The organism is Rhodopseudomonas sp. RCAM05734, assembly GCF_052658035.1.
The window spans coordinates 2618647-2638088 of sequence record NZ_CP199742.1; the positions used below are offsets into that span (position 1 = coordinate 2618647).

Below are 19442 nucleotides of genomic sequence, written 5' to 3' on the forward strand. Positions count from 1 at the left end.
CGCCGTCATCCCCACCGAACGCAATTGCGTTCGGCTGGAGGTACTCGCCCGAAGGGCGAGCCTCGAAGGATGCGGAGGCGAACGCCGGCGCTTGCGGCCCATCCTTCGAGGCCGTCGCAAGTGCGACGGCACCTCAGGATGACGGGAGAGAGTGATGAGCAGCGTGTCTCAGGCATGTCGGAAACTCTGTCAGTGAATCGTCCTTGATATTCAAATCCTCATGACGAAAGGCACGACCCATGCTTTACGCAATTCTGGCCTATCACGTCGAAGACGTGGTGACCTCCTGGACACCGGAGGAAGATGCCGCTGTCATGGCGGACCTCAGCAAGGCTCATGATCAGCTGAACCGCGACGGCCGGCTTGGGCCGGCAGCGCGGCTGGGGGCGACCAAGGCGGCATTCACGCTGCGCGGTCCCGGTGCCGGCGTGGTCATCGACGGTCCGTTTGCGGAAACCAAGGAACAGCCGCTTGGCTTCTATGTCGTCGATTGTGCGTCGCGCGAGGCGGCGATCAAGGCGGCGCGGGATTTGCGCAAGGCCAATCCGACCGCGGTCTACGAAGTCCGGCCGGTCGCGCTCTACCTTCCCGGCATGTCCGTTGCGGACGACGTCAAGACGGCATGACCCTGGCAGCCGGCGTCAGGTTTGCGTTTCGCCAAAGGTCGCGCGAAACGGATGCGCCGGATAGACGCCGAGGATGCGCAATTCCTTGGAGAAGAATTTCAGCTCCTCCAGCGCGAAGGCGAGCCGGGTGTCGTCGGGATGGCCGTCGACATCCGCATAGAACTGCGTGGCGGTGAAGTTGCCGTCGACCATGTAGCTTTCCAGCTTGGTCATGTTGACGCCGTTGGTGGCGAAGCCGCCCATGGCCTTGTAGAGCGCAGCCGGAATGTTGCGGACCTGGAACACAAACGACGTGACCAGCGGATCCGGGCTCTGCTTGGCCCACTTGGCTTCCTTCGCCAGCACCACGAAGCGCGTGGTGTTGTGGCTCTCGTCCTCGACGTCCTCGGCGAGAATATCGAGGCCGTAGATGTCGGCGGCCAGCCGTGACGCCAGCGAGGCGCAGCTCTTGTCGCCACGCTCGGCGACGATGCGTGCCGAGCCGGCGGTGTCCGCCGCGACGATCGGCTTGATGCCGAGCTTGCGGATGATGCGACGGCATTGGCCGAGCGCGTGCACATGGCTCTCCACGGTCTTGATGCCGTCGAGCGTCGCGCCGCGCGGCGCCATGAACTGGTGGCGGATCGGTAGAAACCACTCGCCGATGATGAACAGGCCAGAGGCCGGCAGCAAATGATGGATGTCGGCGACGCGCCCGGCGATCGAGTTCTCGATCGGGATCATGCCGAGGTCCGCTTCGCCCGAGGAGATCGCGGCCAGCGCGTCCTCGAAGGTCGGGCAGGGCATCGGCTCGGCGTCGGGATAGGCCTCGACGATGGCAATGTGGGAATTGGCGCCGGGCTCGCCCTGGAATGCAATTTTCATGGGTCTTGTCATTTCGTATGGGTTCGGAGTCTCACGATACCTTCAAAATCCGCCGTGCGGTTTCCAGATCCTCCGGCGTGTCGACGCCGAGCGGCACGGAATCGACAATGGCCGCATCGATCCGCATGCCGGTCTCGAGCGCGCGCAACTGCTCCAGCTTCTCGCGCAGTTCGAGCTGCGAGGGCGGCAGCCGGACGAAGCGCTCCAGCGCCGCGCGGCGATAGGCATAGAGCCCGATGTGATGGTAGCGCGGTCCGTCGCCGTAAGGCGCTGTGGCGCGGGTGAAATACAGCGCCCGTAGCCGTGCTGCATCCACCTGGGAGCCGATCAGCTTCACCACGCTGGGATTGCTGTGTTCCTCGTCCTTGCGGATCACGGCGGCCAGCGTCCCGATATCGACGCTGGCGTCGTCCAGCAGTCGGACGGCTGCGCCAATGTCTCCCGGCGGGATGGTCGGCAGGTCGCCCTGGACGTTGACGATGGTCCGCACCGCCCCGGCCGGGTCCAGTTTGCACAGCGCCTCATAGATCCGGTCGGAGCCGGACGGATGGTCCGCACGGGTCATCACCGCCTCGAAGCCGTGGGCGGTGACGGCGGCGGCAATCTCCGGGGTGTCGGTGGCGACCGCCACCCGGCCGATGCCGGCAGCGGCGGCCTGGCGTGCCACGTGGACGATCATCGGCTGGCCGGCAATGTCCAGCAGCGGCTTGCCCGGCAGGCGGGTGGCGGCCATGCGGGCGGGAATCAGCACCAAAGTGTGGGTCTCGGGCATTGTTATGGACTGTCTGGACCCAGCTGAAAGGCGCATGAAATGGCGGGAATTGGTCGAAAGTTCGGGCGTTTATACGGGTTGCCAGAGCGGGGGCAAACCGTTATCTCAAACCGGCTGCCAGTGCAGTGCGAATACACGATTCCGTGGCCGTCTCTGGCGGCTTTCAACAGACTTTCCCGGCGTGGGGCCTGATCGACAATGGACTCCTTCGAACTCAATAAAGTCATGGGCGCCGTGCTGGCCACGTGCCTGATCCTGCTGGTGACCAATTTCACGGCGCAGGCGGTGTTCGCGCCGAAGAAACTGGAAAAGCCCGGCTTTGACATTGCCGTGAAGGAAGAGGCCGGCGCTGGCGCCAAGGAGGCTGCCGCCCCGTCCGAGCCGATCGAGAAGCTGCTGCAGACCGCTTCGGTCGAAAAGGGCGCCACCGCCGCCAAGAAGTGCGCGGCCTGCCATACCTTCGAGAAGGGCGGCCCGAACCGCGTCGGCCCGAACCTGTACGGCACCGTCAACGAGCATGTCGGCCAGGGCAAGAATGGCTTCAATTTCTCGGCGGCCATGAAGGCCAAGGGCGGCACCTGGACGTTCGATGAACTGAACAAGTTCATCGCCAATCCCAAGGGTACCGTTCCCGGCACCGCCATGGGCTTTGCCGGCATCCAGAAAGACAGCGAGCGCGCCGACGTGATCGCCTATCTGGCATCGCTCGCGGATACCCCGGTGCCGCTGCCGACGGCGGCAAAGTAACGGTTTCCGTCCCATCACTTGTTTGATCGAAACGGCCAGGCTCTGCCTGGCCGTTTTCGTTTCCGGCATTACCAAACCTTAAGCGGGACGTTTGGCCGCAACGTGCTCAACTGGCGGGGTGGTATCCTCCGGGAAAACCGACATAATCGGTCGAATCCTCGCCGCATATGGCGTCTCTAATCGCGTTTTCGATTTGCACAGGAAGTTCGCGCTTTGACCCTATCCCGACGACAGCTTCTCCAGAGCGGCGCCCTGGCGGCGCTCGCCCCCGCGCTCGGCAGCGTCTCCGGCCTTGCCCCGATCGATGCGGCGCTGGCGCAGGCCGCGCCCGGCGAGCCGACCTGGCAGCACGCGCTGTCGCTGTTCGGCGAGATCAAATACCCCGCCGACTTCACGCGCTACGCTTACGTCAATCCCGACGCCCCCAAGGGCGGCATGGCGCGCCAAATCTCGATTGGCACCTTCGACAATTTCAACGTCGTGGTGGCCGGCGTGAAAGGGTCGATCGCACCCGCTGTCCAGTACCTCTATGAGACGCTGTCGACCGAGTCGCTGGACGAGATCAGCACCGAATATGGCTTGCTCGCCGAAGCGTCGCAGCATCCCGGCGATTTCTCCTGGGTGACGTATCGCCTGCGCAAGGAAGCCAAGTGGCATGACGGCAGGCCGGTAACGCCGGAAGACGTGATCTTCTCCATGGAGGTGCTGAAGAAATACAGCCCGCGCTACGCCGGCTATTATCGTCATGTCGGCAAGGTCGAGAAGGTTGGCGACCGCGACATCAAGTTCAGCTTCGATGCGCCGGGCAACCGCGAACTGCCGCTGATCGTCGGCCAGTTGATGGTGCTGCCGAAGCACTGGTGGGAGGGCAGCGACAGCGAAGGCCGCAAGCGCGACGTCTCGCAGACAACGCTGGAAAAGCCGCTCGGCTCCGGCCCCTACCGCATCAAGGAATTCACGCCCGGTCGCTCGGTGACCATGGAGCGAGTCAAGGACTACTGGGGCGCGAAGCTGCCGGTGCGCATCGGCCAGCACAATCTCGACGAGCTTCGCTTCGAATTCTTCCGCGACAACACGGTGGCGCTGGAAGCCTTCAAGGCCGATCAGGCCGACTGGATCGCGGAGAATTCCGCCAAGCAGTGGGCGACGCAATACGATTTTCCCGCGGTCGCGGAGAAGCGCGTGGTGAAAGAGGAGTTTCCGGTCCGCAATTCCGGCCGGATGCAGGGCTTCGTGCTCAACCTGCGACGCGACACCTTCAAGGACGCCCGCGTGCGCCGCGCCTTCAACTATGCGTTCGATTTCGAGGAGATGAACAAGCGGCTGTTCTACGGCCAGTACAAGCGCATCAACAGCTACTTCGAAGGCACCAAGCTTGCGTCGTCCGGACTTCCGGAAGGCGCCGAACTGGCGCTGCTCGAAACTTTGCGCGACAAGGTGCCGGCGGAAGTGTTCACCACGCCCTACGCCAATCCGGTGGGTGGCAACCCCGAGGCGGTGCGCAGCAATCTGCGCGAGGCCTCAAAGCTGCTGAAGGAAGCCGGCTTCGAGGTGCGCGAGCGCAAACTCGTCGACCCCGCCGGCAAGCCGGTGAGCGTCGAGATCCTGGTGCGCGATCCCGCGTCGGAACGCCTGGCCCTGTTCTACAAGCCATCGCTGGAACGTCTCGGCGTTACCGTCGCGATCCGCACCGTCGACGACGCGCAGTATCAGAATCGCATTCGCGCGTTCGACTACGACATGATCACCGACCTGTGGGCGCAGTCGCTGTCGCCGGGCAACGAGCAGCGCGATTACTGGGGCTCGCAGAGCGCCGATCAGCCGGGCTCCAACAACACGGTCGGCATCAAGAATCCGGCGATCGACGCGCTGATCGAGAAGATCATCTATGCCGTGGATCGCCCGTCGCTGGTGGCGGCGACCAAGGCGCTCGATCGCGTGCTCCTGTGGAATTTCTACGTAGTGCCGCAGTTCACCTATGGCTTCATCCGCTATGCGCGCTGGGATCGCTTCAGCCACGCCGAGCCGCTGCCGGAGTTCGGCGTGTCCGGCCTGCCGACGCTGTGGTGGTACGACGCCGACAAGGCCGCCAGGCTGGGTAAACGCTCTTGACGCCGATGATGGGTTTCAACCGTCGCGATGTGTTCGGCCTCGGGGTCGGCGCGCTGGCATCGGCGCGTTTTGCGGGCGTCGCGTCGGCGCAGACGGGCGGCGGTGCGGCGTCGTCGCACGGGCTGTCGATTTTCGGTGATCTCAAATATCCCGCCGACTTCAAGAATTTTGAGTATGTGAACCTGACCGCGCCGAAGGGCGGGATATTCTCCACCGTTCCGTCGGTACGCGCGTTCAACCAGTCGTATCAGACCTTCAATTCGCTGAACGCCTATATCCTGAAGGGTGACGGCGCACAGGGCATGGGCCTGACCTTCGCGCCCTTGATGGTGCGTGCCGGCGACGAGCCGGATGCCATGTACGGCCTTGTCGCCAGCGCCGTGCAGGTCTCGGCCGACAAGCTGACCTATCGTTTCACGCTGCGGCCGGAGGCGCGCTTTCACGACGGTAGCCGGCTCACCGCCCATGATGCGGCGTTCTCATTGACCACGCTGAAGGCCAAGGGCCATCCGCTCATCGTCCAGCAATTGCGCGACATGACCGGTGCCACCGCGACTGACGATGCAACGCTGGTCGTGACCTTCGCCGACAAGCGCGGTCGCGATGTGCCGCTGTTCGTTGCGGGGCTGCCGATCTTCTCCAGCGCCTATTACGCGACCAGGCCATTCGATGAATCGACCATGGATGTGCCGCTCGGCAGCGGCCCCTACAAGGTAGGTCGCGCGGAGATCGGTCGTTCGATCGAATTCGAGCGTGTCAGGGACTGGTGGGGAGCGGACCTTCCGGTCAGTCGCGGATCCTACAATTTCGATCGGGTGCGTTACGAATTCTACCGCGATCGCGAGGCCGCGCTGCAGGGCTTTTCCGCAAAGAACTATCTCTTCCGCGAAGAGTTCACGGCGCGGCTGTGGGCCACGGCCTACGACTTTCCCGCCGTCCGCGATGGTCGCATTCGCCGCGAGACGCTGCCGGACGAGACGCCGTCCGGCGCGCAGGGCTGGTTCATCAACACCCGCCGCGACAAATTCAGGGATCCGCGCATGCGCGAGGCGTTGACCAACGCCTTCGACTTCGAATGGACCAACAAGACCATCATGTATGGTGCCTACGAACGCACGCATTCGCCGTTCCAGAACTCCGATCTGATGGCCAAGGGCCCGCCGTCGCCGGACGAGTTGAAGCTGCTGGAGCCGTTTCGCGGGCAGGTGCCCGATGAGGTGTTCGGCGCGCCCTATATCCCGCCGGTGACCGATGGATCGGGCCAGGATCGCAGCCTGCTGCGCAAGGCAGGGGCGTTGTTGCAGGAAGCAGGCATGCCCATCAAGGACGGCAAGCGCGTGCTGCCCAACGGCGAGGTATTTCGCATCGAGTTTCTCGCCGACGAGCCGTCGTTGCAGGCCCACCACGCGCCCTACATCAAGAATCTGGGAACACTTGGCATCGAAGCGTCGCTGCGCATCGTCGATCCCGTGCAGTATCGCGCCCGCGTCGAGGACTTCGATTTCGACATGACGATCGAGCGGTTCAGCATGTCGGCCACGCCGGGCGACAGCATGCGGCCGTTCTTTTCCTCGCAGGCGGCGAAGACGAAGGGCTCGTACAATCTCTCCGGCATCCAGAATCCGGCGATCGACGCGTTGATCGACAAGATCCTGGCGGCCGATGACCGCACTGAGCTCACCATCGCCTGCCGGGCGTTCGATCGCGTCTTTCGCGCCGGACGCTACTGGGTGCCGCAGTGGTATCGCACCAGCCATCCGGTGGCCTATTGGGATATCTTCAGCCATCCCGCGGCGCCGCCGCGCTATTTCGGGGGCGTCGGCGCCATCGAATTCTGGTGGTCCGATCCCAACAAGGCGGCCAATGCCGCCGCCGCGACCCAGCCCGAGCAGGCCAAATAGATGAGCGCCTATATCGCCCGCCGTATCCTGCTGATGTTTCCGACGCTGTTGGGCATCCTGTTCGTGTCCTTCGTGGTGGTGCAGTTCGCGCCCGGCGGTCCGGTGGAGCGGGTGATCGCCCAGCTCTCCGGCGCAGACACTGGCGCGTCGTCGCGCGTCTCCGGCTCCTCCGGCGGCGATTTCGGTTCGCGCAGCCAGCCCGGCGCGGCCGGCGATGCGGTCAATTCGAAGTACCGCGGCGCCCAGGGGCTCGATCCGGCTTTTGTGAAGAGCCTGGAAAAGCAGTTCGGCTTCGACAAGCCGGCGCCGGAGCGTTTTGCACTGATGCTGTGGAATTACGCCCGTTTCGATTTCGGCAAGAGCTATTTCCGCGACGTCAGCGTGCTGCAGCTGATCAAGGAGAAGCTGCCGGTGTCGATGTCGCTGGGCATCTGGATGATGCTGCTGACTTATCTGATCTCGATTCCACTGGGCATCCGCAAGGCGGTCAAGGACGGCTCCAAGTTCGACACCTGGACCTCGGCGGTGATCATCGTCGGCTTCGCGATCCCCGGCTTCTTGTTTGCCATCCTGCTGATCATCCTGTTCTCCGGCGGATCGTTCTGGAGCATCTTCCCGCTGCGCGGGCTGACCTCCGATGGCTGGGACCAGTTCCCGTGGTACTGGAAGATCGTCGACTACTTCTGGCACATCACGCTGCCGCTGATCTCCATGGTGCTCGGCGCCTTCGCCACCATGACCTTGCTGACCAAGAACTCGTTCCTCGACGAGATCCGCAAGCAGTATGTGATGACGGCACGCGCCAAGGGCTGCAACGAACGGCAGGTGCTGTATAACCACATCTTCCGCAACGCGATGCTGATCGTCATTGCCGGTTTTCCCGGAGCCTTCATCCACGCCTTCTTCTCCGGTTCTCTGCTGATCGAGACTATCTTCTCGCTCGACGGCCTCGGCCTGCTCGGCTTCGAAAGCGTGCTCAACCGCGATTATCCGGTGGTGTTCGGCACGCTGTTCATCTTTTCGCTGGTCGGCCTGGTGGTCAATCTGATCTCCGACCTTGCTTACATGTGGATCGATCCGCGGATCGACTTCGAAGCGCGGGACGTCTGATGAGTGTGATCGCGCCCCCGCCCGTGGAGACGTCAACGACAACGCCGCTCGGCGAAGCCGTGCCGCCGTCGCGCCACCCGTTCCGCGTCTCGCCGCTCAACCAGCGCCGCTGGCTGAATTTCAAATCGAACCGCCGCGGCTACTGGTCGCTGTGGATCTTCCTGTTCCTGTTCTTCGTCTCGCTGTTCGCCGAAGTGATCGCCAACGACCGGCCGTTCTTCATCAAGTTCGACGGCAAGATGTATTTCCCGGCCTTCGTCAGCTATTCGGAGACTACCTTCGGCGGCGACTTCGAGACCGCGGCGGACTACCGCGATCCCTATCTGCAGAAGCTGATCGCCGAGAAGAACGGCACCATTGTCTGGCCGCTGATCCGCTATTCCTACGACACCCACAATCTCGATCTGCCGACGCCGGCGCCGTCGAAGCCGACCTGGATGCTGACCGAGGCCGAATGCAGGCCGGTGGTGGAGAAGAAGGGGCTCAAGAGCTGCCGCGACCTCGAATACAACTGGCTCGGCACCGACGATCAGGGCCGCGACGTGGTGGCGCGGCTGATCTACGGCTTCCGCATCTCGGTGCTGTTCGGCCTTGCGCTCACCATCGTATCATCGGTCATCGGCATCGCCGCCGGCGGCGTGCAAGGCTATTTCGGCGGCTGGGTGGACCTGCTTTTCCAGCGCTTCATCGAGATCTGGAGCGCGATTCCGTCGCTGTACCTGTTGCTGATCCTGTCCTCGGTGCTGGTGCCCGGCTTCTTCGTGCTGCTCGGCATTCTCCTGCTGTTCTCCTGGGTGTCGCTGGTCGGCCTCGTCCGTGCCGAATTTTTGCGCGGCCGCAACTTCGAATACATCATGGCTGCGCGCGCGCTCGGCGTGTCCAATGCCAAGATCATGGTCCGGCATCTGTTGCCCAACGCCATGGTGGCGACCATGACCTTCCTGCCGTTCATCGTATCATCCTCGGTGATGACGCTGACCGCGCTGGACTTCCTCGGCTTCGGCCTGCCGCCTGGCTCGCCGTCGCTCGGCGAGCTGCTGTCGCAGGGCAAGGCCAACGTGCAGGCGCCGTGGCTTGGATTTACGGGCTTCTTTGCGGTCGCCATCATGCTGTCGCTGCTGATCTTCATCGGCGAAGGCGTCCGCGACGCGTTCGATCCGCGCAAGACGTTCCGGTGAGGTTGTGGTAGGTTGGGACGAGGGAAGGAGTGGAGCATGAACAAGATCGTGCCAAGTTACCCTGTCGATCAGCTTCCTGCCGACCCGCGTGAAGGTTTGCCGGCGCACGGTTCCGTCGAAATCGAGTTCCGGCTGAAGGATCTGTCGCGACCGCGCGTCCCGCTCACCTCTTTCGTGGGATCACTCGATAGCATTTACGAAAGCGACGATGCCGTTATCGATTATATCCGCCAGATGCGAGATGAGGGCTGATGAAGCCCGCGTTGTCTGGCTCGGTGCTCTATCTCGATTCGAACATCTTCATCTATGCCGTTCAGAAGTCGCATCAGTGGGCTGAGGTTGCAGAGGGATTGCTGGCGGCGATTGAAGAAGGCAGGGTTCGCGCCGTTGCCTCCGAACTTGTCTTGGCCGAAGTCTTGGCCAAGACGTTTGCGGATCGAAATGCAGCGCACATCGAACAGTACCAGCGCCTGCTGTCGTCGGGAGCCGGCTTCTCGATGGCCGGTGTGAGCCGGGAAGTTTTGCTGCTCGCGGCCCAGTTGCGAGGCAACAAAGGTCTCAAGCTCTTTGATGCGATACATGTCGCTACGGCGCAGCTTGCGAGTCGCGATTATTTTCTGACACAAGACGAGCGGTTGGGACGTGCTTTGGCGGATCAGCCGAAATGGCTCAAACTTTCCGAGATTATGTAATGGATGCCATCAACCAGCCCTTGCTCGATGTTCGCGATCTCTCGGTGGCGTTTCACCAGCCGAGCGGCACGTCGGTCGCCGTCGATCATGTCTCGTTCCAGATCCGGCGCGGCGAATGCGTGGCGCTGGTTGGCGAGTCCGGCTCGGGCAAGTCGGTCAGCGCATTGTCGATCCTGCGGCTGCTGCCGTACCCGACCGCGTCGCATCCCTCGGGCCATATCCGCTTCAAGGGCCAGGAGTTGCTCGGCATGTCCGAGAACGAGATCCGAGGCATTCGCGGCAATGACATCTCGATCATCTTCCAGGAGCCGATGACGTCGCTCAATCCGCTGCACACGATCGAGTCGCAGATCGGCGAGATCCTGCAGTTGCATAGCGGCATGCGCGGTGCCAAGGCGAGGGCGCGGATTCTCGAACTGTTGACCCAGGTCGGCATTCCCGAACCCGAAACCAGGCTGGCCAGCTATCCGCATCAATTGTCTGGCGGCCAGCGCCAGCGGGTGATGATCGCCATGGCGCTGGCCAACGAGCCGGACCTGCTGATCGCCGACGAGCCGACCACCGCGCTCGACGTCACCGTGCAGGCGCAGATCCTGGCATTGCTCGCCGACATTCGCGCGCGGCTCGGCATGAGCCTGCTGTTCATCACTCATGACCTCGGCATTGTCCGTCGTATCGCCGACGTGGTCTGTGTGATGAAGAGCGGCAAGATCGTCGAGCAGGGGCCGGTCGAGGAGGTCTTCACTGCGCCGAAGCATCCCTATACGCGGGCGCTGCTGGCCGCCGAGCCGAAGCCGGATCCGGCGCCGCCGCGACCGGACCAGCCGGTGGTGATGTCGACCGACGATCTCAAGGTCTGGTTTCCCATCAAGCGCGGGCTGCTGCGCAAGACGGTGGGCCACATCAAGGCGGTGGACGGCGTCAGCATTTCCGTGCGCAAGGGCGAGACGCTCGGCGTGGTCGGCGAATCCGGTTCCGGCAAGACCACGCTCGGCCTGGCGCTGCTGCGGCTGATCTCGTCCGACGGGCCGATCGTGTTTCTCAGCAGGAATATCCAGGGCCTGCAGTTCAAAGACATGCGGCCGATCCGCCGGGACATGCAGATCGTGTTCCAGGATCCGTTCGGTGCCCTCAGCCCGCGCATGTCGGTGGGCGATATCGTCGCCGAGGGCCTCACGGTGCATCAGCCCGGCCTGTCGGAGGTAGACCGCGAGGCACGGGTGATCCGGGCGCTGCAGGATGTCGGGCTCGATCCGGCGACCCGGTTTCGCTATCCGCACGAATTCTCCGGCGGCCAGCGCCAGCGCATCTCGATCGCCCGCGCCGCGGTGCTGGAGCCGAGCTTCGTGGTGCTGGACGAGCCGACCAGCGCGCTCGACATGCTGTTCCAGGCGCAGATGGTCGATCTCTTGCGCGAGCTGCAGCGCAAGCGCGACCTCACTTACATGTTCATCTCGCACGATCTTCGCGTGGTGGCCTCCCTCGCGAGCCATCTGATCGTGATGCGTCACGGCAAGGTGGTGGAGGAGGGCGAGGCCGCGGATTTGTTCAAGCATCCGAAGACCGACTACACCCGCGCGCTGTTCGCCGCCGCGTTCCGGCTCGAGACCGCGCCGGGCGACGCAACTGCCCAGTAGGAACATCATGCACGATTCCAGGACGACCGAACCCGCGATTGCCGATCGCGTGGCCGATGTCTCGCTGTCAGCACCCTCAGTGGTCGGCCGCGGCTTCATGACCTATGAGCGCTACGACGTCGCACTGCCGCGCGCCGGCGAGGCCACGCTGCACCAGAACCGCGACGTGCTGCGCGCGTCCCGCGTCGCAGCGGTGCTGCCCGTCGATCTGGCGCGCGGGCAGATCGTGCTGCTGCGCCAGTTCCGTCTGCCCGCGCATCTCGCCACCGGTCGAGGCGACATGGTGGAGATCGTCGCCGGCCGCGTCGATGAGGGCGAGGACGCCCTGTCTGCCGCATCGCGCGAATGTGTTGAGGAAATCGGCGTGACGCCGCAGCGGCTGATCGAACTCTACAGCGTGCTGCCGACGCCGGGCTTTACCGACGAATACGTCACCTTCTTTCTCGGCTTCGTTGATGCGTCGAAAGCGCTGACGCGCGGCGGTCTCGGCTCGGAGAGCGAGGACACGCGGCCCTTCGTTGTCTCGATGGACGAAGCGATCGCAGCGCTGGAGCACGGCGCGGTCGCCAACGGCCTGTTCGTCAGCGCGCTGCAATGGCTGGCGCTGCATCGCGAGCGGCTGCAGGACTACTACGACAGGGCGATGCCTAGCCCAGCCGCCTGATCCCGGTCACTTCGCTCCCCGCCGCGGCGATCCGCGCGATGGCGTCCTGCGTGTTCTCAATCGCGGTCGCCATATGAAACGCATTGGCATGCACGATGGTGGTGGCGTCGCGCACGATGGCCACATGGCCTTTCCAGAACATCAGGTCGCCGCGCTGCAGATGGCCGGCCTCGGTCGCGGACAACGTTCGCCCGAGCGCCGCTTCCTGCATGTCGCTGTCACGCGGGCAGCCGATGCCGCATGCGGTCAGCGCGACTTGCACAAGGCCGGAGCAATCGACGCCGAGGCTGCTCTTGCCGCCCCACAGATAGGGTGTGCCGATGAAACGTTCGGCCACGGCAACGAAATCGTTTTCGAATGTATCGATGGCGCCGACATGCGATGCCGGCAGGAAATGGCCCTCGCCGGTCACGGCGAACGCCTCGTGAAACCGGACCACCGCGATGCGTGCGCCGAGCGGCAGTGTGTCCACCGGTGGCAGCTTGATGGAGGGGCCGGGAAACGCAAAGGTGCGCAGGGCCGTCACCTTGTGGGTCGGCGGCGGGCCGGGCCGGTAGAGTGCCAGGTCCGGCAGCCAGCCGACATAGCCGTCGCTCTGCAACTGCCCCCACGCCCAGCCTTCGCTGGTGCGATCGTAGACGGTGACTCGCTCGCCCTTCAGCGCCTGCGTCTCCAGCGTTGCGCCGGAGAACGGCTCGCGGCGCATGGGGGCCACGCCGTCCATCACTTCGAACTCTTCGCCGTCGACGAAGCGCGCGGCGTCGACCTTGCCTTCGAGATATCTGGCGGCGAGGTCGGGCCGGGCCGGCGTCAGCCGCGGATCGCTGCCGAAATCATGCATAGCGTTCGCTCAGCAAGGCATAGATCGCCCGCGCCGCCTGGCACTCGCCGCCTTCCGGACGCGCGGGTTTTGCCGAGGGTGTCCAGCCGTAGATGTCGACGTGCAGCCAGTTGGTGGTCGGCTCGACGAAGCGCTGCAGGAACAGTGCGCAGGTGATCGAGCCGGCAAAGCCGCCGGTCGGCGCGTTGTTGATGTCGGCGGTCTTCGAATCCAGCCACGCGTCATACGGCGCCCACAGCGGCAGCCGCCACAGCGGATCGTTCTCCTGTGTCGCAAGGCGCGCGATGTCGAGCGCGAGCGACTCGTCGTTGGTGTAGTAGGGCGGCAGGTCCGGCCCCAGCGCCACGCGCGCCGCGCCGGTGAGGGTGCCGAGATCGACCAGCAGGTCGGGCTTGTCTTCGTCAGCCAGCGCCAGCGCGTCGGCCAGCACCAGCCGGCCCTCGGCGTCGGTATTGCCGATCTCCACCGTCGGCCCCTTGCGCGATCCGAAGATGTCCATCGGGCGGAAGGCGTTGCCGGCCACGGCATTCTCCACCGCCGGGATCAGCACGCGCAGCCGGACCTTCAGCCCGGCATCCATCACCATCAGTGCCAGCGCCAGCACATTGGCGGCGCCGCCCATGTCCTTCTTCATGATCAGCATGCCGGAGGACGGCTTGAGGTCGAGCCCGCCAGTGTCGAAGCAGACGCCCTTGCCGACCAGCGTCACCCTGGGATGGCTGGGATCGCCCCAGGAAAAGTCGATCAGCCGCGGCGCGCGGGTCGAGGCCATGCCGACGGCGTGAATCAGCGGAAAATTCTGCGCCACCAATTCGTCGCCGGTGATGCAGCCGAAAGTCGCGCCGAAGCGCTGCGCCAGCGCCTGCGCGGCGCCCGCCAACTCCTCAGGCCCCATGTCGTTGGACGGCGTGTTGATCAGGTCGCGCGCCAGCGCGGCGGCTTCCGCGACGCGGCTGATGTCGGCGATGTCGATATCGTCGGGCGGCACCAGTCTCGACCTTCGGCGCTTCGTTCTTGCGGTAGCGGCCGAAACGATAGCTGCCCAGTGCAAAGGCCAGCACCGCCATCCGCATGTCATGCGGCGCGTTGGCGAAGCGGTAAAGGCCGGGGGGCAGCAGGCCGGGCAACTGGCCGGGCCGAAACAGGTCGCGGCTCTTGCTGCCGTCGTCCTCGAGGCCGAACACCACCTGGGCGATGGCGCCGTCCGGCGCCGGCAGGATCAGGCAGGCGCCGGGCTTGGCGGCATAGTCGCTGGCCTTGGCAAATTGCTGCGCCGGAGCAGGCAGGGCGGCCAGGATTGCCGGCCAGCTTGTCTTGGTGGCGAAGGTGACGGGAATGGCCGGCGTGGATGATGCGGCTTCAAAAGCAGAATGCATAAGCGGGGTCTCGCGGAAGGCAGCAGCGGGGACGCCCCACAGGCTTACCCCATGACGGCCGGAAATGTCAGAGGCCGGCGGCGAGATTGCGCATTGTCTCAGGCGGCCAGGTTCCGGCCGGCCGGTTAACCGGCCATTAGGGTTAACACTCTATTTCTGAAGCCATTCCGCGTTTGTCCAGCGCGCAGCACGAGTTCACGTTCATGCGTCCAACGTCCAGTATTGCCCGGCTTCTCGCCTCTGCCGCCGCGATCGCGGTGTTGGCTGTTGGACTGGCCGGCTGCCAGACCGCCGGCATGCCCGATATCACCGGCTCGCTCGGCGCCAGGGCCGAAGCGCGGCCGGACGTCGATCCCCGCGCGTCCATCGATGCCTACGGCGAGCGTTACCGCAGCAATCCCAAGGACGCCGACGCGGCGCTGCGCTACGGCCAGGCGCTGCGCACCGCCGGACAGCGCGCCCAGGCGGTCGCGGTGTTCGAACAGGCCACCATCGCCAATCCCGGCAACAAGCAGCTGCTCGCCGGTTATGGCCGTGCACTCGCCGACAACGGCAATTTCCAGCGCGCCTTTGACGTGCTGGCTGCCGCGCACACGCCCGCCAATCCGGACTGGCGGATCCTCTCGGTCCAGGGCGCCGTGCTCGACCAGATGGGTCGCCATGACGAGGCGCGCCGCTATTATGACAGCGCGCTGAAGATGCGCCCGGAGGAGCCGTCGGTCCTGTCCAATCTCGGCCTGTCCTACATGCTGTCGAAGGATCTGCCGCAGGCCGAGTCGACGCTGCGCCGCGCCTATGGCGGCGGCAACGCCGATCCGCGCGTGCGGCAAAATCTCGGGCTGGTGGTCGGGCTGCAGGGCCGCTTCAGCGAGGCCGAAAGCATCGTCAAGGCCGATCTGCCGGCCGATGAGGCCGCAGCCAATGTCGCCTATCTCAAGCAGATGCTCAGCGGCAAGGGCAGCCCCAAGGTCGGCGCCGCCGGCCGTGACGACGCGCGCGGGCGGTCATAAGCATTCTCCAAAGCCGTCATCCTGAGGTGCTCGCCGTCTTCGGCGAGCCTCGAAGGATGCGGCGACATGCTACGGCGCTTGCGGGCCATTCTTCGAGGCCGTCGCAAGAGCGACGGCGCTTCAGGATGACGGCGTAGTTTGGAGCAAGCAACGAAAGCTTACTGCATCGCGGCGACCTTGATGCCGGTCGGTCCGAGAATGACCACGAACAGCACCGGCAGGAAGAACAGGATCATCGGCACAGTCAGCTTCGGCGGCAATGCGGCGGCCTTCTTTTCGGCCTCGTTCATGCGCATGTCGCGGTTTTCCTGGGCCATCACGCGCAGGCTCTGGCCGAGCGGGGTGCCGTAACGTTCCGACTGCATCAGCGCCAGGCAGACCGACTTGACGCCTTCGAGGCCGGTGCGCTTTGCTAGGTTTTCATAGGCCACCTTGCGATCCGGCAGGTACGACAGTTCGGCGGTGGTGAGGGTGAACTCCTCGGCCAGCGCGATCGACTGCGAGCCGATCTCGATGCTGACCTTGCGAAATGCGGTCTCGATCGACATGCCGGATTCGACGCAGATCAACAGCAGATCGAGCGCATCGGGAAATGCCCGCCGGATCGACAGCCGGCGCTTGGAGATGGCGTTCTTGAGGAAGATCATCGGGGCCTGCATGCCGAGCCAGGCCGCGGCGATGCACATGCCGATCTTGATCGGCAGCGACTGCTGCATCTGCGAGATCACGAATACATAGAGCACCGCCAGGACCAGCAACGCGATCGGCATCACCGCGCGAAAGAACAGGAACGTGACGTAAGGCGCCTGGCCGCGATAGCCGGCCATCACCAGCTTGTCGAGGGCAGCCTCCTGGGCCAGCCATTTTCCGAGGTTGAAGTCGGTGACGACCCGCGACACCAGTTGCTTCGGCGATTGCCGCAGCGACACCCGCTCGTTCTTGGTGAGCCGGTCGCGTTCGCGCGCGCGGATACGTTCGCGCTCGGAAGCCACCGCCTTCATGCGCTTGGCCAGGCCGTCGCCGGCCAGCAGCGGCGTGATCAAACTCCAGGCCGTCGCGCTCGCGGCGACGGCGGCCATCAACATCGTCAGGAAGCGGACATCGTGAAGCTTCGTGACCAGGTAATCAATCATGTTGCACCGTCAGAAGTCGAAGTTGATCATTTTCTTCATCACGAAAATGCCGCACGACATCCATACCGCGCTGGCGGCCAGCATCAGCCGGCCGGTCGGATGGGTCCACAGCAGCGAGATGTAGTCGGGCGTGCTCAGATAGACCAGCAGCATGACGATCGGCGGCAGCGAACCGATGATGGCCGCCGATGCCTTGGCTTCCATCGACATCGCCTGGATCTTCTCGGCCATCTTCTTGCGGTCGCGCAGCACCTTCGACAGGTTGCCGAGCGCTTCCGACAGGTTACCGCCTGATTTCTGCTGGATAGCGACGACGATGCCGAAGAAGTTGGCTTCCGGCACCGGCATCCGCTCGTACATGCGGGCGCAGGCCTCGCCAAGCGGCATGCCGATGGCCTGGGTCTCGATGATGGCGTAGAACTCGCTCCTCAGCGGCTCGGGTGCGTCGGCGGCCACCACCTTGATGGAATCGAACAGCGGCAGGCCAGCCTTGATGCCACGCACGATCACGTCGACGGCGTCAGGCAGTGCCTTGAGGAAGTTCTTCTCGCGGCGCTTCTTGAGAAAGTTCAGCACCCAGCGCGGCAGGCCGAAGCCGGCGGCAAAGCCGAGACCGAGCGCGGCAAGCAGGCTGCTGAAGAGGTCGCGGGTGACGGCGACATTGTACGCCACCATCTGCAGTCCCTTGTCGTCGAGCAGCACCATGCTGGCATCGCCCGTGGTCAGGCCTGTCACGAAGATGCTCTGTTCGGTGCGGCGGAGAACTTTCAAAACCTGCGGTGCGCTGACCTGCACGTTCCGGATCTCGCGCGGGAGTTCGATCACGATGGATTTTCCATAGCCGAGATCCAGTGCCCGCGACGTGCCCGGCCCGTCGAGAGCCGTCTCGCGAAGATAGCCCGGGGAGGTCAGCCCGGGATTGAGTGCCAGAAACATCGGAATGCCGAAGGCCACGGCGCCCAGAATGCAGGAAACCACCAGGAACTTCTGCGCCGTCCAGTCCAGCCCGGCCTGCGCGATACGGATCGGCAGCGCTACGTTCTTTTCCTTCAGGCGACGCGCCTCGACTTCCTTCAGCGACCCCTCGACCTGCTCGCGGCGGGTACGCTGCGCCTTGTCGACCTGGCGCACGACCGGGGCGGTCCGGGCCACCGAGGCGCGGCGCTGCTCGGCCTTTTTCTCGCCGGACAGCATCGGATAGATGAATACCCACGCGACTCCGCCGACCGCGGTGAAAGCGAGAAAGGCCAGTGCGAGCGCCTGTATGTTCATGGTCGCTGCCTCAGTTCGCCACGATGATTTCAGCCGCGTCAAGCGCTGCCGCCAATCGCTTTTCCTCGCCGTAATACCGTGCCCGATCCCAGAACCGCGGCCGGCCGATGCCGGTGGAGCGGTGGCGGCCGATGATGTGGCCGTTGGCGTCCTCGCCGACCATGTCATAGAGGAACAGGTCCTGGGTGATGATGGTGTCGCCTTCCATCCCCATGACTTCGGTGATGTGGGTGATGCGGCGCGAGCCGTCGCGCAGGCGCGCGGCTTGCACCACGACGTCGATTGAGGCGCAGATCATCTCGCGGATGGTGCGCGACGGCAGCGAGAAGCCGCCCATGGTGATCATGGATTCGCAACGCGACAGCGCCTCGCGCGGATTGTTGGCGTGCAGCGTACCCATCGAGCCGTCATGGCCGGTGTTCATCGCCTGCAGCAGATCGAAGGCTTCGGGTCCGCGGACTTCGCCGACGATGATGCGTTCCGGGCGCATACGCAGGCAGTTGCGCACCAGTTCGCGCATGGTGACCTGGCCTTCGCCTTCGATGTTCGGCGGGCGGGTTTCCAGGCGCACCACATGCGGCTGCTGGAGCTGCAGTTCGGCGGCGTCCTCGCAGGTGATGATACGCTCGTCGTCGTCGATATATTGCGTCAGGCAGTTCAGCAGGGTGGTCTTGCCGGAGCCGGTACCGCCGGAGATCAGCACGTTGGCGCGGCAGCGGCCGATGATCTGGAGGATGGTGGCGCCTTCCGGCGAGATCGCGCCGAACTTGACCAGCTGGTCGAGCGTCAGCTTGTCCTTCTTGAACTTTCGAATCGTGAGCGCGGGGCCGTCGATCGCCAGCGGCGGCACGATGGCGTTGACGCGGCTGCCGTCGGCGAGGCGGGCGTCGCAGATCGGCGAGGATTCGTCGACGCGGCGGCCGACCTGGCTGACGATGCGCTGGCAGATGTTCAGCAGCTGCTGGTTGTCGCGGAAGCGGATGCCGGTCTTCTGGATGCGGCCGGCGACTTCGATGAACACCGTGCCCGCGCCGTTGACCATGATGTCGGAGATGTCGTCGCGCGACAGCAGCGGCTCCAGCGGGCCATAGCCGAGCACGTCGTTGCAGATGTCGTCGAGCAGTTCCTCCTGCTCGGCGATCGACATCACGATGTTCTTGATCGCGATGATCTCGTTGACGATGTCGCGGATTTCCTCGCGCGCGGATTCGCCGTCGAGCTTGGCGAGCTGGGCCAGATCGATGGCCTCGATCAGCGCGCCGAAGATCGTTGCCTTGACTTGGTAGTAGGTGTCGGAGCGACGGCCATCCAGGGCAGGCGGAGGCGGCGCTGCGCGGGCCGGGGACAGCGGTGGCGAAGACACGTGTTGCGCCGGTGCCTCCGGCGCGCGTGACGTGACGGCCATCCCGCCCGGCGAATTTCCCGGCGGGATGCTTGCGGGCTGCAGCGCCCGTTGATCTGTATCTGTGCCGCTACGCTTACCGAACACGACGACGCTCCAGGCGGT

Annotated in this window: 17 protein-coding genes and 1 pseudogene; 11 read left to right on the plus strand and 7 right to left on the minus strand. The window is 64.4% G+C overall.

Features of this window, described 5'->3' with window-relative positions:
- The first annotated feature begins 239 nt into the window (after window positions 1–239).
- Window positions 240–626, plus strand: a complete 387-nt coding sequence (locus ACUXVA_RS12335) for a YciI family protein (protein WP_445492406.1) — start codon at window positions 240–242, stop codon at window positions 624–626.
- 15 nt (window positions 627–641) lie between these two features.
- Here the strand turns inward: ACUXVA_RS12335 and ACUXVA_RS12340 are convergent, their stop codons facing one another.
- Both ACUXVA_RS12340 and ACUXVA_RS12345 read right to left on the minus strand, forming a co-directional pair.
- A complete protein-coding gene (locus ACUXVA_RS12340; protein ID WP_265080053.1) occupies window positions 642–1502 on the minus strand; it encodes a prephenate dehydratase in 861 nt (286 codons plus the stop codon).
- Between the two features lie 19 nt (window positions 1503–1521).
- A complete protein-coding gene (locus tag ACUXVA_RS12345) occupies window positions 1522–2262 on the minus strand; it encodes a 3-deoxy-manno-octulosonate cytidylyltransferase (protein ID WP_265080052.1) in 741 nt (246 codons plus the stop codon).
- A gap of 198 nt (window positions 2263–2460) precedes the next feature.
- Here ACUXVA_RS12345 and ACUXVA_RS12350 point away from each other — a divergent pair, with 198 nt between their 5' ends.
- The 9 genes from ACUXVA_RS12350 to ACUXVA_RS12390 all read left to right on the plus strand — a co-directional run bounded on the left by ACUXVA_RS12350 (window position 2461) and on the right by ACUXVA_RS12390 (window position 12303).
- Complete coding sequence (locus ACUXVA_RS12350; RefSeq protein ID WP_265080051.1) at window positions 2461–3009, plus strand: c-type cytochrome; 549 nt, start codon at window positions 2461–2463, stop codon at window positions 3007–3009.
- A 213-nt stretch (window positions 3010–3222) separates the two neighbouring features.
- Window positions 3223–5121, plus strand: a complete 1899-nt coding sequence (locus tag ACUXVA_RS12355; protein ID WP_445492409.1) for an extracellular solute-binding protein — start codon at window positions 3223–3225, stop codon at window positions 5119–5121.
- A 5-nt stretch (window positions 5122–5126) separates the two neighbouring features.
- A complete protein-coding gene (locus ACUXVA_RS12360; protein ID WP_265083821.1) occupies window positions 5127–7022 on the plus strand; it encodes an extracellular solute-binding protein in 1896 nt (631 codons plus the stop codon).
- Window positions 7023–8132, plus strand: coding sequence for a microcin C ABC transporter permease YejB (locus ACUXVA_RS12365; RefSeq protein WP_265080049.1), 1110 nt, complete (start codon window positions 7023–7025; stop codon window positions 8130–8132).
- Window positions 8132–9310 (plus strand): ABC transporter permease, encoded by a 1179-nt coding sequence (locus ACUXVA_RS12370; protein ID WP_265080048.1) that lies wholly within the window; start codon window positions 8132–8134, stop codon window positions 9308–9310. Before ACUXVA_RS12365 ends, ACUXVA_RS12370 begins: the two co-directional genes overlap by 1 nt.
- Before the next feature lie 36 nt (window positions 9311–9346).
- Window positions 9347–9562 (plus strand): hypothetical protein, encoded by a 216-nt coding sequence (locus tag ACUXVA_RS12375; RefSeq protein WP_445492412.1) that lies wholly within the window; start codon window positions 9347–9349, stop codon window positions 9560–9562.
- The gene (locus tag ACUXVA_RS12380; RefSeq protein ID WP_445492414.1) at window positions 9562–10002 is read left to right on the plus strand and encodes a type II toxin-antitoxin system VapC family toxin; all 441 of its coding nucleotides are present in this window, start codon (window positions 9562–9564) and stop codon (window positions 10000–10002) included. The genes ACUXVA_RS12375 and ACUXVA_RS12380 overlap by 1 nt, the downstream gene beginning before the upstream one ends.
- Window positions 10002–11639: an ABC transporter ATP-binding protein gene (locus tag ACUXVA_RS12385; RefSeq protein WP_445492416.1), complete on the plus strand. Its 1638-nt coding sequence runs from the start codon at window positions 10002–10004 to the stop codon at window positions 11637–11639. The genes ACUXVA_RS12380 and ACUXVA_RS12385 overlap by 1 nt, the downstream gene beginning before the upstream one ends.
- A 7-nt stretch (window positions 11640–11646) precedes the next feature.
- Window positions 11647–12303 carry an NUDIX domain-containing protein gene (locus tag ACUXVA_RS12390; RefSeq protein WP_445492418.1) on the plus strand — a complete coding sequence of 219 codons (657 nt, stop codon included), beginning with the start codon at window positions 11647–11649 and terminating at the stop codon, window positions 12301–12303.
- Here ACUXVA_RS12390 and ACUXVA_RS12395 read toward each other — a convergent pair.
- Window positions 12287–13144, minus strand: coding sequence for a C40 family peptidase (locus ACUXVA_RS12395; RefSeq protein ID WP_265080043.1), 858 nt, complete (start codon window positions 13142–13144; stop codon window positions 12287–12289). The two genes, ACUXVA_RS12390 and ACUXVA_RS12395, sit on opposite strands and share 17 nt — an antisense overlap.
- A pseudogene (locus ACUXVA_RS12400) lies at window positions 13137–14520 on the minus strand (leucyl aminopeptidase family protein). Before ACUXVA_RS12400 ends, ACUXVA_RS12395 begins: the two are co-directional and overlap by 8 nt.
- 203 nt (window positions 14521–14723) lie before the next feature.
- Here ACUXVA_RS12400 and ACUXVA_RS12405 point away from each other — a divergent pair.
- On the plus strand, window positions 14724–15530 hold the full coding sequence (locus ACUXVA_RS12405) for a tetratricopeptide repeat protein (protein ID WP_445492420.1): 807 nt from the start codon (window positions 14724–14726) through the stop codon (window positions 15528–15530).
- Window positions 15531–15688: 158 nt separating this feature from the next.
- Here ACUXVA_RS12405 and ACUXVA_RS12410 read toward each other — a convergent pair whose 3' ends face one another.
- The 3 genes from ACUXVA_RS12410 to ACUXVA_RS12420 are packed head-to-tail and all read right to left on the minus strand — an operon-like array spanning window position 15689 to window position 19424.
- A complete protein-coding gene (locus ACUXVA_RS12410; protein WP_445492422.1) occupies window positions 15689–16663 on the minus strand; it encodes a type II secretion system F family protein in 975 nt (324 codons plus the stop codon).
- A 9-nt stretch (window positions 16664–16672) separates the two neighbouring features.
- Window positions 16673–17935: a type II secretion system F family protein gene (locus ACUXVA_RS12415; RefSeq protein ID WP_445492424.1), complete on the minus strand. Its 1263-nt coding sequence runs from the start codon at window positions 17933–17935 to the stop codon at window positions 16673–16675.
- 10 nt (window positions 17936–17945) lie between these two features.
- Window positions 17946–19424 carry a CpaF family protein gene (locus tag ACUXVA_RS12420; protein ID WP_265080039.1) on the minus strand — a complete coding sequence of 493 codons (1479 nt, stop codon included), beginning with the start codon at window positions 19422–19424 and terminating at the stop codon, window positions 17946–17948.
- Between the last annotated feature and the right edge of the window lie 18 nt (window positions 19425–19442).